At 46.4% G+C, this 13,992-nt stretch carries 13 protein-coding genes; 6 read left to right on the top strand and 7 right to left on the bottom strand.

The window, feature by feature from the left end; genetic code table 11:
• Positions 1 to 204 precede the first annotated feature (204 nt).
• Genes ACRRSY_RS06440 through ACRRSY_RS06450 form a run of 3 tightly spaced genes read right to left on the bottom strand, consistent with a single transcriptional unit; the run spans position 205 to position 2,063 of the window.
• Entirely contained in the window at positions 205 to 507 is a 303-nt protein-coding gene (locus ACRRSY_RS06440) for an AzlD domain-containing protein (protein WP_432454004.1), read from the bottom strand.
• Positions 504 to 1,232, bottom strand: coding sequence for an AzlC family ABC transporter permease (locus ACRRSY_RS06445; protein WP_432461099.1), 729 nt, complete (start codon positions 1,230 to 1,232; stop codon positions 504 to 506). Before ACRRSY_RS06445 ends, ACRRSY_RS06440 begins: the two co-directional genes overlap by 4 nt.
• Positions 1,233 to 1,238: 6 nt before the next feature.
• Positions 1,239 to 2,063 carry an AraC family transcriptional regulator gene (locus ACRRSY_RS06450; protein WP_432464614.1) on the bottom strand — a complete coding sequence of 275 codons (825 nt, stop codon included), beginning with the start codon at positions 2,061 to 2,063 and terminating at the stop codon, positions 1,239 to 1,241.
• Positions 2,064 to 2,527: 464 nt separating this feature from the next.
• On the opposite strand from ACRRSY_RS06450, the gene ACRRSY_RS06455 reads away from it, so the two are divergent.
• The 5 genes from ACRRSY_RS06455 to ACRRSY_RS06475 all read left to right on the top strand — a co-directional run bounded on the left by ACRRSY_RS06455 (position 2,528) and on the right by ACRRSY_RS06475 (position 7,071).
• Positions 2,528 to 2,911: a VOC family protein gene (locus ACRRSY_RS06455; protein WP_432464615.1), complete on the top strand. Its 384-nt coding sequence runs from the start codon at positions 2,528 to 2,530 to the stop codon at positions 2,909 to 2,911.
• Between the two features lie 70 nt (positions 2,912 to 2,981).
• Entirely contained in the window at positions 2,982 to 3,662 is a 681-nt protein-coding gene (locus ACRRSY_RS06460) for a helix-turn-helix transcriptional regulator (protein ID WP_432464616.1), read from the top strand.
• Positions 3,663 to 3,751: 89 nt separating this feature from the next.
• Positions 3,752 to 4,519 (top strand): hydratase, encoded by a 768-nt coding sequence (locus tag ACRRSY_RS06465; protein WP_432454000.1) that lies wholly within the window; start codon positions 3,752 to 3,754, stop codon positions 4,517 to 4,519.
• 239 nt (positions 4,520 to 4,758) lie between these two features.
• Positions 4,759 to 5,931 (top strand): glycerophosphodiester phosphodiesterase family protein, encoded by a 1,173-nt coding sequence (locus ACRRSY_RS06470; RefSeq protein ID WP_432464618.1) that lies wholly within the window; start codon positions 4,759 to 4,761, stop codon positions 5,929 to 5,931.
• A 174-nt stretch (positions 5,932 to 6,105) separates the two neighbouring features.
• Positions 6,106 to 7,071 carry a sensor domain-containing diguanylate cyclase gene (locus tag ACRRSY_RS06475; protein ID WP_432464619.1) on the top strand — a complete coding sequence of 322 codons (966 nt, stop codon included), beginning with the start codon at positions 6,106 to 6,108 and terminating at the stop codon, positions 7,069 to 7,071.
• A 119-nt stretch (positions 7,072 to 7,190) separates the two neighbouring features.
• On the opposite strand, the gene cowN is transcribed toward ACRRSY_RS06475, so the two are convergent.
• Positions 7,191 to 7,481 (bottom strand): N(2)-fixation sustaining protein CowN, encoded by a 291-nt coding sequence (gene cowN, locus ACRRSY_RS06480; protein ID WP_432453997.1) that lies wholly within the window; start codon positions 7,479 to 7,481, stop codon positions 7,191 to 7,193.
• Positions 7,482 to 7,778: 297 nt separating this feature from the next.
• On the opposite strand from cowN, the gene ACRRSY_RS06485 reads away from it, so the two are divergent.
• Entirely contained in the window at positions 7,779 to 8,030 is a 252-nt protein-coding gene (locus ACRRSY_RS06485) for a DUF2999 family protein (RefSeq protein WP_432464620.1), read from the top strand.
• Positions 8,031 to 8,213: 183 nt separating this feature from the next.
• Here the strand turns inward: ACRRSY_RS06485 and putP are convergent, their stop codons facing one another.
• The 3 genes from putP to putA all read right to left on the bottom strand — a co-directional run bounded on the left by putP (position 8,214) and on the right by putA (position 13,771).
• Positions 8,214 to 9,710, bottom strand: coding sequence for a sodium/proline symporter PutP (gene putP / locus ACRRSY_RS06490; RefSeq protein ID WP_432453995.1), 1,497 nt, complete (start codon positions 9,708 to 9,710; stop codon positions 8,214 to 8,216).
• A gap of 186 nt (positions 9,711 to 9,896) precedes the next feature.
• Positions 9,897 to 10,604 carry a hypothetical protein gene (locus tag ACRRSY_RS06495; protein ID WP_432464621.1) on the bottom strand — a complete coding sequence of 236 codons (708 nt, stop codon included), beginning with the start codon at positions 10,602 to 10,604 and terminating at the stop codon, positions 9,897 to 9,899.
• Positions 10,605 to 10,639: 35 nt separating this feature from the next.
• A complete protein-coding gene (putA, locus tag ACRRSY_RS06500; protein WP_432464622.1) occupies positions 10,640 to 13,771 on the bottom strand; it encodes a bifunctional proline dehydrogenase/L-glutamate gamma-semialdehyde dehydrogenase PutA in 3,132 nt (1,043 codons plus the stop codon).
• Positions 13,772 to 13,992: the final 221 nt, after the last annotated feature.

Genomic DNA, 13,992 nt, shown 5'->3' on the forward strand with positions numbered 1-13,992 from the left:
GGCAGGTCTGCCATAAGACAGAAATATGATGACTGCTATCACACCACGAGGAAGCCAGAACGTGGGGGTAAGCTTGTGCGTAATATTGAGTTACGCGGAGTAAACAGCCGAAAAAACACGTTAATACTATTCTTCTTGGAATAATACTTCACTTACATGTGCATTATTCGGCGTATTATAACAGATGTGTCGGCCTTTTGCTGGCTAGTGAATCAAGAAGAAAATCGCCATGCTAAGGACTGCGGTAATGAGCGCATTGCGGGTAAATATTGCCAGTAAGGTGGCGAGTACCGCACAGACTAGATAGGGGTTATCGAATCCAAGGCTTAACTGTCCATCCCGAACAAAAACGATGGGGGCAAAAATAGCAGTGAGCACCGCAGGTGCAGAGTAACTTAGAAATTGTAGCGCACCTTTGCCTAAACGTAGCGGAATACGCGGTTCTAAAAATAAATAGCGACTGGCAAAAACAATCCCTGCCATAGCAATAATGCTTAACCAAATCATAGGGTCTCCTCACGCCACCGCGCGTAAGCGGTGGCCAAACTCATCGCTAAAATGGCTGAGATTAATAATCCACCCGGTATCGCAAATAATTCACAAGTGACGGAGCTCACCAAGGCAATCAAAACACACAGTAAGCCCGAGGCTTGTTTGATACTGGGCACGACTATCGCGATAAAGGTGGCGGCGATGGCAAAATCGAGTCCCCAGCTGTCGAGATTTGCGATGTTGCTGCCAGCAATAATGCCCACTGCCGAGGCGATATTCCAAGCTAAATAGAAGCTTAGGCCGCCACCGAGGGCAAACCAAGGATCAAAGGGTTTATCGACGCCTTTATTGGCAATCGCAAATAACTCATCGGTGAGTAAATAACCTAAAACAAAGCGCCACTTGAGCGGTAGTTGGCTTACCTGAGGGCGCATCGCCATGCTATAGAGCAAATGGCGCGAGGTGATGAGTAGCGTGGTGAGCAGCATACTGAGCAGGCTGGCTCCAAGTTTAAACATGCCTGTGGCCACTAGTTGTGCCGAACCGGCAAATAAAATGGCTGACATGGCTTGGCTTTGTAGGGGACTTAAACCTGATTCTAAGGCATACGAGCCTGCTAGAATTCCCCAAGGGATCACCGCAATCGTCAGTGGTAATACCGCCAAAGTACCCTTTAAAAATGCGCTGATTTTATTTGACCAGCGGGAATGTTGAATGTAGCCGATAGTTGTCACAGGGATCCTATATTAAAGCTGAACTTCTTTAGCATAGCGGCCAGGACTGACGCCTAGCGCACGCTTAAAATGGCGGTGAAAGTGGCTTTGATCATGGAACCCACAATCTAAGGCTACTTTAAGCAAGGGTTGACCTTGGCGCAGTAATTGTTTCGCTTGCCTGAGCCGAGCTTGGATCTGATAAGCGTGGGGTGGCATACCATAACGTTTCACAAATTGCTTCGCCAAGTGGCAGGGACTGAGATGTACCAGTCTGGCTAGTTCACTTAAAGATACATTTGCGGCAGGCTGCTCGTCTAAGCACTGCTTTACCAGTATTAGTGCCTTGCTGGCCGGTTTGAGTGAACATTGTGGTGGCACACTTTTGCCATGGCTCGCCATTAGTTGACTTAGGCAAGCGTAGACTAAGCTCTCACGTAATAGTCGATTGCTTGAGTAGTTTAAACTGTGGATGGTATTTCGCAGTAATTGCGCTAGTGCTGCATCTTGTACCACGGCTTGGGTAAAGTAGGGAGCAAAGTTATCACTTAGACCCTGAGCTTGGTTGACTTCGGCAAACTGTTCGGGGGTTGGATATATGGCTTGATAAGACCAGCCCCCTTCGCTTGCGGAACAGCCGTTATGGATCTCATCGGCGTTGACTAAAATGATACTATTGCTGGGCGCGATATGATCCCCGCCAGTGCGATAAAAGCGCTGTGCGCCAGTCTCTATAATGCCAACCGTAAAACCTTCATGGCTATGCCGAGAAAAGTTTTGTTTCTCATAGCGTGCCTGCAGAATTTCGATGCCACCAAGTTCATCGGCAAACTGATAATGTGCTTGTTCTTTTGACATTTCACTCACCTCCTTGTTAGCAATTTAAGATCGTCATCATAGCCTAATTGACCCCCCAAGTTTTGTACAGAATTGTTCATTTACAAAAATCCGCTAAGTATTATTGGGGGGGAGGGCGATTTTGTTTGTAATAAACCAGCTTCCAACGAGACGAAGTCGTTTCGTGAAACAAATCTGTACCGTTCAATCTTGGTTTCACCGAGCGGAAGTTAATGATTTCTAGTTAATACCTTGACACTGTATTTGAGGTTTATTTATTTGGCATTCTACGATGCCTTGTGTTGTAGGGGGAGTTTTGAGCTGCGCTTGCTGCCAATATCACACCTTAAGATAAATGGTTTCTTGCAAAGTCTAAAGCCTACTGACAGGAGGCTGTCAGTAGGGAGGGCTTATGGTTGCTTTGTCAATCACAAGGTAGAGAGGGCTCTATCTTATTGGCATTCAATTATGTTAAGGAGAATCACATGTTAGCAGTAGCACCTTTAGTTTGGGGCGAAATCGCAGTCACCGATATGGAGCGCGCCGTCGCATTTTACCAGCAACATTTAAACTTGAGTTTTCATCGTGAAGTGATGGATATGATGGAAATGGCTATTATCGAAACCGAAGTATTGGATGGTGCAAATGTGGCCCTATGTAAACATCCATTAATGATACCAAGTCTTGATGGCGCAACTGTGTACCTCCATGTCACGGATAAACTGAATCCTTTATTGGAAACCATGAGTCGCGCTGGAGTACAAATATTGTTACCACTGACACCAATTAAAGACGGGGAAAAGGGCTATATTAGCTTGTTTGTGGATAGCGAGGGGAATAAAGTCGGCCTATGGGCTAAACAGCAGTAGTCGCGGTACCTTGACAGCTCGTTTGGTTTTCTGGACGAGTTGTCATTTCGGAGGATGAGAAGGGAGGGATATGAGACGGGCAGACAGACTCTTTCAGTTGGTGCAGATTTTACGTTTACGTCGTTTGACCACTGCGCAGCAGTTAGCCGAACGTTTGGAGGTTTCTACCCGCACCATTTATCGAGATGTGCAAGATTTGTGTCTCAGTGGTATTCCCATAGAAGGTGAGGCGGGAGTCGGCTATATATTGCGGCAAGAGGTTAATGTGCCGCCATTAATGTTTAATGAACAAGAATTGGAAGCCATACAGATTGGGATGCGGATGGCGCAGACTTGGGCGGGGAAAGAGCTAGCTGCGGCGGCGAAACAAGTGATGATTAAGGTTGAGGCTGTATTGCCAGAGCGTTTACAAGCCTATCAATCATTAATGTTTGCGCCAGATTTTCACATCGATCAACAAGAATTTAGATTTTTGGATCCGCTGCGTGCTGCGACCCGTGAACGAGAGTATCTACAACTGCTCTATCAAGACGCAAAGCAGCAGCTGAGTGAACGAGAAGTGCGCCCATTAGCGATTTATTTTTGGCGAGGAAGTTGGACGCTGCTCGCTTGGTGTGAGTTTCGACAGGACTTTCGCAATTTTCGAGTCGACCGAATTACTCATCTGAATCATTGCCAACGTAGTTTTGCTTATAGTCCGGGTAAGGAGTTGAATGACTTTATTGCCTCTTTAGCACCACAAAATTGTTAGCTTTTGTTCTGTTTTTGTTAATTCACGCATGGCGGTGAGGCACATATCTGAGTATTATCCGCTTTTATGTTTTTTAATAGTGGTATTGTATGATTATTGAATTGGATGTCGTTGAAGCCGCGCAAACTTTGCTCAACAACCGGAATACATCGATCAAGGCGAAACGTTTGGCGCCGACACTTCGCCCGCAATCTATTGACGATGCGCTAGCCATTCAAGCGCAAATGACCGAATTACGTGAAGATGGCATTGGCGGCTGGAAATGTTTGTTGCCCCTCGCTGAAGATAAGTTAGTTGTTGCACCTATCTTTGCCGATCTCGTACAACGGGGGGAGTCTTGTTCACTTTACGCCGATGGCGGAGTGGCAAGAGTTGAGCCTGAAATTGCCTTTGTATTAAGCCAAGATTTACCCGCTCGTGATAAAGATTATAGTGAGGCGGAAATTGATCAGGCTATTGGTCGTTGTCATATGGCTCTCGAACTGATCCAAGGGCGTTTTGCTGATACCGAGAATGCTGCCTTCTTTGAAGTATTAGCCGATGGTTTAGTCAACCAAGGTTTATTCCTTGGTCCCGAAATTGACAAAGCGGCGGCTTTTTCTGCCAGTAATATTGAGATCAGTTTTACTCAAGGTGAACAAACTCAACAATTGGCAGGAGAGCATCCGAATCAAAATCCGGTGAGTCCTATCTATTGGTTAATTAATTACATGAGTAAACGTGGCGTAAGCTTTAATGCCGGACAAGCGATCATTACCGGCTCTTATGCGGGTATTGTTGAGCTTAATTTTGCATGTGAGACCGAAGTTGAATATCAAGATTTAGGCGCTTATAAGCTGAAATTTTTAGCGCGTTGAGCGATTGCACTGTAATAAATTTTTAGTCTAAAGGTGCTTAATTTGTATTAAGCACCTTGGTGTTTGCCTGAGCTGTCCCTTCTGAGGCTTGTTTCGTTGTTCTCTGCCGCACTCTGGTGAGCTGTAACCCTGCATAACCTTGTGAATACACAAATACAACATCAATTGTTCATCTCCTTGTCATCGGGTTAAGCTCAACTAAACGTCCTCTATTCATTTTGTTTAAAAGGACTTTCTTAATGAAATTAACTCAGTTGGCTCTTGTATTGTGTCCGGTGTTATTGCTTAGTGCTTGTAATGATGATGATATTGTTCAAGCAAAATCGGCTTCCGGCCCTACCAGTAAGGTACAGTTAGGTCCTCGTCCCGGCTATTTGGTGAATCAACTTGCAGCAGGGACCTTAAAGGATACCCTGAGCGCTTGCCTCGAGAGCAAAAGCAGTTATCAATCGAGTTACTTGTCAATTGGGCATCGCGGTGCACCGTTAATGTTTCCAGAGCATACCCGCGAAGGCTATATCGCTGCTGCGAGCATGGGAGCTGGAGTGATTGAATGTGATGTTGCGCTAACCAAGGATGGGGAGTTGGTTTGCCGTCATTCCCATGCCGATTTACATACCACCACCAATGTATTAGCCGTCCCCGAGCTGGCTGCCAAGTGTTCTCAGCCCTTTACCCCAGCGGATCCGGTCAATGGTCTTAAAGCGAATGCCGAGTGTCGTACCTCAGATTTTACCTTAGCGGAATACAAATCCTTACAAGGTAAAATGGACTCGAGTAATGCCAATGCAACATCGGTGCAAGAGTACATGCAAGCGACGCCTAATTGGCGTACCGATTTGTACGCTAATACAGGTACTTTGATGTCGCATAAAGAAAGCATTGCTTTATTTAGGCAACTCGGTGTGAAAATGACGCCCGAACTTAAAACACCAAGTGCACAAGATCTCGCAGCAGCCGGAATGACTCAACAGCAGTTTGCGCAAAAAATGATTGATGAATATACCGAAGCAGGCGTTGAGCCGAGTGAAGTCTACCCACAGTCATTTTTGATTGATGATCTGGAATATTGGTTGGCGAATAATTCTGATTATGGGCAGCAAGGGGTATTTTTGGTGAGTAAACCTGCAGATGTACCCAGCCCCAGTGAGATCGCAGCGAAGGGGATCAAGATTGTAGCCCCGATCTATACGCTGTTAGTGGAAGAACAAAATGGTGAATTGCAGGCCACCGATTATGCAAAAGAACTTAAGGCACAAGGTTTAGATTTAATTACCTGGAGTTTAGAGCGGCGCTATACAAGCTATCCTGAATTAGCGGTATTAGATGTACTTAAGCAGCAACTTGGTGTTATTGGGGTCTTTTCTGATTGGCCTGCAACCGTCACCTTTTACGACAATTGCACCCAATAAACAGCGACGAGTTTGTGGCCGTGGTATTACGAATTTACAACGGCTATTTTGGGTTCATCAGAGCGGCTGGGGTCACGGAACCTATTGCTTACAGCCGCCTGAATTATTCTTTATATATATCTGATTTATTTGACTATAGTTATCTTATTGTAAAAGATAATCAATGGGTCTGGAATGCAAGCCCCTAAAACACCTGATAACGAAGCGAGTCGTCTGAAAGCTTTATGCCAGCTGAATGTCTTAGATACTCAGCCAGAAGAGCGTTTTGACCGGATAACTCGAATGGCTAAACGACTATTTGATGTGCCAATAGCTTTGGTGAGTTTGGTTGATGAAAATCGGCAGTGGTTTAAGTCATGCTTTGGACTGGACGTCTGCGAAACTGGGCGGGACATTTCTTTTTGTGGACACGCTATTCTCGGTGAGCGAACTTTTATCATTGGCGATGCGACCCAAGACCCTCGCTTTGCCGATAATCCACTGGTGACCGATAATCCCCATATTCGTTTTTATGCAGGACATCCTTTAAGTGCAACTTCTGGTGAAAAGCTGGGCACTTTGTGCATTATCGATAGTCGTTCAAGGCACTTTACTGACGACGATCTGCAAGCCTTGGTTGATTTAGCGGCGATGGTTGAGCAGGAGTTGGCTGCGTTGTTACTTGCCAGTACCGATGAACTCACTCAAATCTCTAATCGACGTGGTTTTATGAAGTTGGCAGAATATGCCTTTGCGATGTGTAAACGCCAGCAACTGCCGTTGGTTCTCGCTTATTTAGACCTGAATCAATTTAAGCCGATTAATGATCAATATGGTCATGTTGAGGGGGATCGCGCCTTACAGCTGGTGGCCCAGCAAATGCAACTCTCTTTACGCCAATCTGATTTATTTGGCCGACTAGGCGGCGATGAGTTTGCGGTGTTGTTTACAGACAGTACGCTAGCGCAGGCCGAAGAGGTATTACAGCGTTTTGCCGATGACTTAAAGCAAACGGCTGAACATTTGGAACTGGCTTATGCCTTGGAATTTAGCTACGGCATTACTTATGTTGATTTTTCTCAAGCGCTTAGCGTTGACAGTGCATTAAAGTTGGCCGACCAACAGATGTATCGGCAAAAGCATCCAGATAAGCTTGGTTAAGCACCGCTAGCATTGATGATTTATTAGGCCATATTGGCGGCGCTAAATGGGAGAGTATCTTGAGCGCTTAATTTTATGGCTCAAGAGCTACCTCGCTATTGCTCGAAATTGTAATAAAGTTAACAACATTCTTGTTCGATTCGATACAGTAATGCTAGCGCTTGCTGATCTTGGCATTGCTCAAAATACTCATACAAGGTATTGGTTTGATTGCCAATAAAATGCAGGTTGTCGTGACCGGCTTTGGTCTGTTGTTGAAGTTTTTGTTTAAAGTAGTCATGCCATTCTGGAGCGCCTTGTTGCTGACTTAGCTTCTTTTTTAAGATAGCGATTAGCTTATCAGCATTCAGGTCACAGCTGATCCCAACAAACGACACGTAACGGTCGCAGTTGTCTACATTATCTTTCATCTTTTTGGCTCCTTTAGACTGTCTCTGGTTGATGCTAATTTAAGTTTGAACTGCAAGCTTAATACCAGTTGATTGAGTCGCGGATCTGAAGTGCTAGATGAGCGTAGTCGTAAAGAAGAGAAAGCGATGCCTTGCATTTCTGGCATGGTCCTCGTTTCACGGAAACTTATGTTTAGCCGCCACCACTTCGCATTTTTCGTTTCATGTTTCATTTCAATATTTGCGTTGTATTTTAACTAAGCTGAGCCAAATGTTAGACTGCGTTTCTATTTCATTGAGTGTTTAAAAGGTAATGTGATGAACCCGATCCTTGGGATGTTAAAAGAGCATAATATTAGCGACCAGAAAATTAGTGAGCTTTTTCAGGCGCTCACCGAAAATCCTCTGGCGGCTATGGCCACGGTCAGTCAACTCGGTTTACCGCAAGACAAGCTCCAGTTGTTGATGGGACAGGTAATGCAGAACCCTGCTTTGATTAAAGAAGCTGTTGCAGAATTAGGGTTAGATTTGTCAAAAGTTGAAGCCGCTAAGAAAAAACTTCAACAGTAAGTCAACTTAGGCCTGAAGCTTAAAGCATCGTTGAAAATATAGAATCGAAACGCTTGAATGATTTTTCATTTTGAGGCGTGAAGAGAGCAAGGTTTTTGCCTGAGAACGGCGCCTTGTTAGACAACAGATACAGGCAAAAAAAAGCCAACCACTGAGGGTTGGCTGGTTCCTTGGCAACAATGATTAATCCATGCTGTCCAGTTGGCGTTGATATTCTAGGTGAGTTTTGAGTATTGACTCGCTGGCCCCGCCAGTGAACTTACTGACTAAGATAATCGCGGCTGAGGCTAGGATGAAGCCGGGGACAATTTCATAGAGATCGAAAATTCCGCCCTCTAGCTGTTTCCAAAGCACCACGGTTACTCCACCGATAACGACACCGGCTAAGGCACCATTACGATTCATATCTTTCCAGAATAAGCTGAGTAAAATCGCCGGACCAAAGGCTGCACCAAATCCAGCCCAGGCATAAGAGACTAAGCCTAATACCGAGCTTTCTGGGTTCATGGCCAGCATCAAGGCAATTATGGAAAGACCAACAACCGCAAGACGGCCCACTTGAACCACTTCTTTTGGACTGGCGTTCGGGCGAAGCACTTGCTTGTAGAAATCTTCGGCTAAGGCTGAAGAAGAAACCAATAGCTGAGAATCGGCGGTACTCATAATGGCGGCTAAAATTGCCGCTAATAGGATCCCCGCAACCACTGGATGGAAGATAGCGTTAACCAATAGCATAAAGATTGTTTCGCCATCTTTAATGCTTCCTCCCATATGAGCATCGACATAAACAATGCCCACCATACCAATCAGTAAGGCACCGGCCATTGAAAGGGCTGTCCAGCTCACTGCAATACGACGTGCAGTGGTAATATCTTTATTACTGCGGGTGGCCTTAAATCGAGCCAGAATATGTGGCTGACCAAAGTAACCTAAGCCCCATGCAATTAATGAGATGATTGCAACAGCCGATAAAGGTTGACCCTTCGCATCATTCCATAAACTGAGTAGTTCTGGGTTTTTGGCATGTAAGGCCATATTTAAATCGCCAAACGAGCCTTCAAAAGCGGCGATAGGTACAATCACCAGGGCAGCAGACATCAACAAACCCTGCACTAAGTCCGTCCAGGAGACCGCTAAAAAGCCACCAAATAAGGTGTAAGATACCACACAGATGGTGCCGACGATCACAGCAGTGGTGTAATTTAAGCCAAATACGGTTTCAAATAGTTTTCCGCCTGCGACTAAGCCTGAGCTGGTGTAGAACAAGAAAAACAATAAGATGAATAAGGCTGAAATAGTTTGCAGTAGTTTCGATTTATCTTCGAAGCGTTGGGCAAAAAACTCAGGAATGGTCAGGGCGTTATTCACAACGATGGAGTAAGTGCGCAATCTTTTGGCGCACAACAGCCAATTGAGCCAGGTTCCCACTAAGAGACCTCCGGCTAGCCAAAACGATTCGATGCCAGCTGCATAAGCGTAACCAGGCAAACCGAGCAATAACCAGCCGCTCATGTCGGAGGCTCCAGCTGACAAGGCTGCTGGCCAGGGACCCAATGAGCGACCACCTAAAAAGTAATCCTCGGAGTTAGACGTTCGTTTGTATGCATAAATGCCAATTGATAGCATAACAATGAGATAGGCTATAAATGTGGCACTGATAGCAAAGCTATTTTCAATCATTCTATTTCCTTTTTGTGTACAAAAATGTTGTGTTTTCCCTATATCAAACCGATCAACTCAACTGCTCAATTTAGACAGCGGGCGGTGAATCAGAGCAAGCGATTGATGAGCTATATTTGCACATCAGTCGTGATGCCCCGATTCAGCGACACCCGCTGAACCAATTGATAAGGAGAGGCTTGACTATTATTCGCCGCTACCTAATTCCAGCAGCTTGGCGTTACCGCCGATGGCGGTAATATTGATGGTTCGGGTACGCTCGGTAATAAAGCGTAATAAGTAATGCGGCTCGCTCAATTGCTTCAATTCAAACATGTCGGTTTCGCATATGATTTGAGCCAGTTGTCCTTCGCGTTGAGCCAGCAACTGGGCGTAGTGCTTACAGTTCTGTTCGGTACCGCTGATGACGACAGCGGCAATCGCAGGCTGTTCTGCCATGGCCTGGTTTTGTTCCGGCGGTAACGAAATGGCCACTCGGTTTGGACAACCAGCTTTGAGCAGGTCTGAGAGTAGCAGATCTAAGTCACATTCAGCCTGAGGGTTGATACTGCATATCACAGTATTGCCGGCAACCAGAGCGGCGCTGATTTGACCAACCATGGCGACTTCGTTGGCGGTTTCGTCGCCCAGTACCAGCATGCTACCGCGACCAACACAATATAAATGATTACTCTCACCTGTGGGGCCCTGGAGCTCCTGTTCTTCGGCAATTAGTCCTAATGCCTGTTGGCATTGAAAACGAATCATCGCGGCGCTCTTATTGTGAGCGTCAGAACGTCGGCTTAATAGCTGAGCCCAGAGCTCTAATAGTGCGGCACGCTCCGCCACGCTTTGTTGCTGCCAAGCTTCGAATACCGCCTGGCTTTGCTTTAATATTTTGTTTACATCACTCATTATTATTCTCCACGCGCTAATTTCAATATTCAGTCTTAGTTACTTACCACTGCTTTTGAAAAGCGGTAAAGATAATGAGGGCCACCTGCTTTGGGGCCGGTACCAGAGAGTCCTTGTCCGCCAAAGGGTTGAACGCCCACCACCGCACCAACCTGGTCACGGTTAATGTAGCAATTACCTACCCGCGCCCGTCGCTCGATATGCTGATAGGTGGCTTCGTTACGACTATGCACCCCTAAGGTTAAACCAAAACCACTGCCATTGATTTGATCAATCACCTTATCAAGTTGATTTGCTTTGTATTTTATCACGTGAAGGATGGGGCCGAAGTGTTCTTGGCTGAGCTGTTCAATACTGTCTATCTCAAAGGCGCAGGGGGCAACAAAGCTGCCTTGTTGGCAATGCTTGTCTAGGTTTAGCTGATAAATGGGACGAGCATTTTGTTGTAACCAAGCAATATGTGCAAGTAATTTTGCCTGCGCAGCTTCGTCGATGACCGGACCCACGTCGGTTTTCAATTGTGCCGGGTTGCCCACGCAGAGTTCCGCCATTGCTCCCTGAATTAGGCCAATGACTCGCTCGGCAATGTCTTGCTGGATATACAAGACGCGCAGCGCCGAGCAACGTTGTCCTGCAGAAGCAAAAGCGGAACGAATCACGTCTCGAACCACCTGCTCTGGTAGTGCGGTGCTATCTACCAGCATTGCATTTTGCCCACCGGTTTCGGCGATGAAGGGTACAGGCATGGCATTACGTCGACTGAGCTGACGATTAATGGTTTGAGCGGTTGGAGTGGAGCCGGTAAAGGCCACGCCAGCGATCCGTGGATCGGCGCTTAAACATTCACCCAGCTCGGCACCACTACCTATGACTAACTGAATTACCCCTGAGGGGATCATCGTTTCCAGGAGTAATTCAATACAGCGAGCGGCAATCAACGAGCTCTGTTCGGCAGGTTTGGCGACGACAGTATTACCGCTCACTAAGGCGGCGCAAACCTGGCCAATGAAGATCGCCAGAGGGAAGTTCCAAGGGCTAATGCAAACAAACACGCCGCGGCCCTGATAGCGATAGTTTTGCGTCTCGCCCTTGAAGTTGTCCAGAGTAAACGGCTGGCTAAAGTTTGCGCTGGCCTGTTGTGGGTAATAGCGCAAGAAATCAACCGCTTCTCGAATTTCATCGATACTATCCAGTACCGTTTTACCAGCTTCCCGGTGACATAATGCAACTAACTCGGGCATATGTTGCTCTAATTTGTCGGCGAGGCTTAATAGGTACGCGCCGCGTTGCTCAACGGAGGTATCGCGCCATTGGGGATAAGCTTGCTCGGCAAATTCAATGGCTTCGGCGGCCTGTTGTGGCTTGGCCCATGCGACAGAACCCACCTGTTGTTGCCGTTCGTAGGGCGCCTCAATGGGGCGCGCAGTCCCACTCAGTGCCTGACCATTTATAATGCTGGATTTATGCCATTGGTATGGTTCCATGAACTGATGAACCTGTTGCTCAAAAGGTTGCCATTCACTGGCAATATCGCAGGCGACTCCTAATGAGTTGTTGCGCGCTTCACCGAATAGTTGTGGCGGCTTAACGATGCGTGGGTTGGCTAATGTTGGACGTGAACGTAACACTTGAGCCGGATGAACGGTGAGATCGGTGACCGGACAGTTGGCATCGACGAGGCGGTGAACAAAAGAACTATTGGCACCATTTTCCAGTAGTCTGCGCACCAAATAAGGGAGTAAATCTTTATGACTGCCAACCGGCGCATAAATTCTTACATCGCTATTGATGAGCTCTCGAGCGTGATGATATAGAGCATCGCCCATACCGTGTAAACGTTGAAATTCGTAATCTTTATGCTGAGCCATTGCCGCAACCGCGGCCACGGTATGCGCATTGTGGCTGGCGAATTGCGGGTAAATTAATCCGCGGAAATGTTCGCTGAGCAGTAGTCGGGCGCAGGCCAGATAACTCACATCAGAAGACTCTTTGCGAGTAAACACCGAATAACCATGATGACCATGCTGCTGGGCCAACTTAATTTCTGCGTCCCAATAAGCACCTTTCACCAGGCGCATTGGAATCAAATCACCCTGTTGTTTAGCTAAAGCGCCTAGCCAGGCAATCACGGGTAGGGCACGTTTTGAGTATGCCTGGATCACTAAGCCAAACTTTCCCCAACCTCGAACCGCAGGATCCTGATAGAGTTTAGCAAACAGCTCTAAAGATATTTCTAAACGGTCGGCTTCTTCGGCGTCGATGGTAATAGCAACATCGTGTTGTCGTGCATGGATCAATAGCTTGAGGATACTGGCAAACATTTCATCTAAAACGCGTTCACGATTAACCGCTTCGTAACGAGGATGGATCGCCGATAGCTTGATCGACATCGAAGGAGTGGCGCCTAAAGCCTGAGCACTATTGCTATTATTAGCGAGTTGGGTGACGGCTTGGTGGTAATCTTGCAGGTATCGGTTGGCATCCTGCATGGTAAGGGCGGACTCGCCCAACATATCAAACGAGTAGCCATAGCCTTGGATGCGGCTTTTTTCGGCATTTTTTAGCGCTTCATGAATACTCTGACCTAATACAAATTGATAGCCCATTATTTTCATTGCCTGGTTCATCGCTTGGCGGATCACTGGCTCAGAGAATTTATTCACTAATTTGTTGATGACTTTATTTGGTTGAGCTGACTCTGCATTGTCGAGATTGACCACCTTTCCGGTGAGCATTAAACCCCAAGTCGATGCGTTGACAAACAGAGAGTCTGAGTTTTTCAGGTGAGATTTCCAATCGGCAGCACCCATTTTATCGCGGATCAGCGCATCGGCAGTCGCGGCGTCAGGAACCCGCATCAAGGCTTCGGCTAAACACATTAATAAGATCCCTTCACGGGTATCCAGGCTGTACTCCAGCAGTAGGGCATCGATCATTTGTACCGCTTTTTTATCGGCTCTGACCCTTTCGATAAGCTGGGTGGCAAATACGGTGCTTGCCGTGAGCTCTTGGTCTGAGGGCTGAGCGAGCGGTAATAGTTGCTCTAACAATTGATCTTCGTCAACACAGTACAGTGGCGAAATGGTGGGCCATATTTGTTCAGGTGCCTGCTCAATATAGGCTGGATTAACGATTGCCTGAGCATCAAAATTTAAGTGTTTCAGCATGCGACTTCCTTGATTGCGATTCTTGCTGAGGGGTCAAGAATGTTATTGCTTTGTTATTGCTCAATCGATTGTAAGGGGCTTTTTTCGCCCTGTATTAAGAAATGCTACGCTGTTTTTTAGAAATACTCTGGTAACTAACACGAATTTAAGGATTTGCTAACATTTGTTTCATCATTTTATTTTGTGTTACAAATGTTTCACTGGCTTGAGCTGATGTCGTT

It is taken from the genome of Agarivorans sp. QJM3NY_33, assembly GCF_050870865.2.
Lineage (GTDB): Bacteria > Pseudomonadota > Gammaproteobacteria > Enterobacterales > Celerinatantimonadaceae > Agarivorans.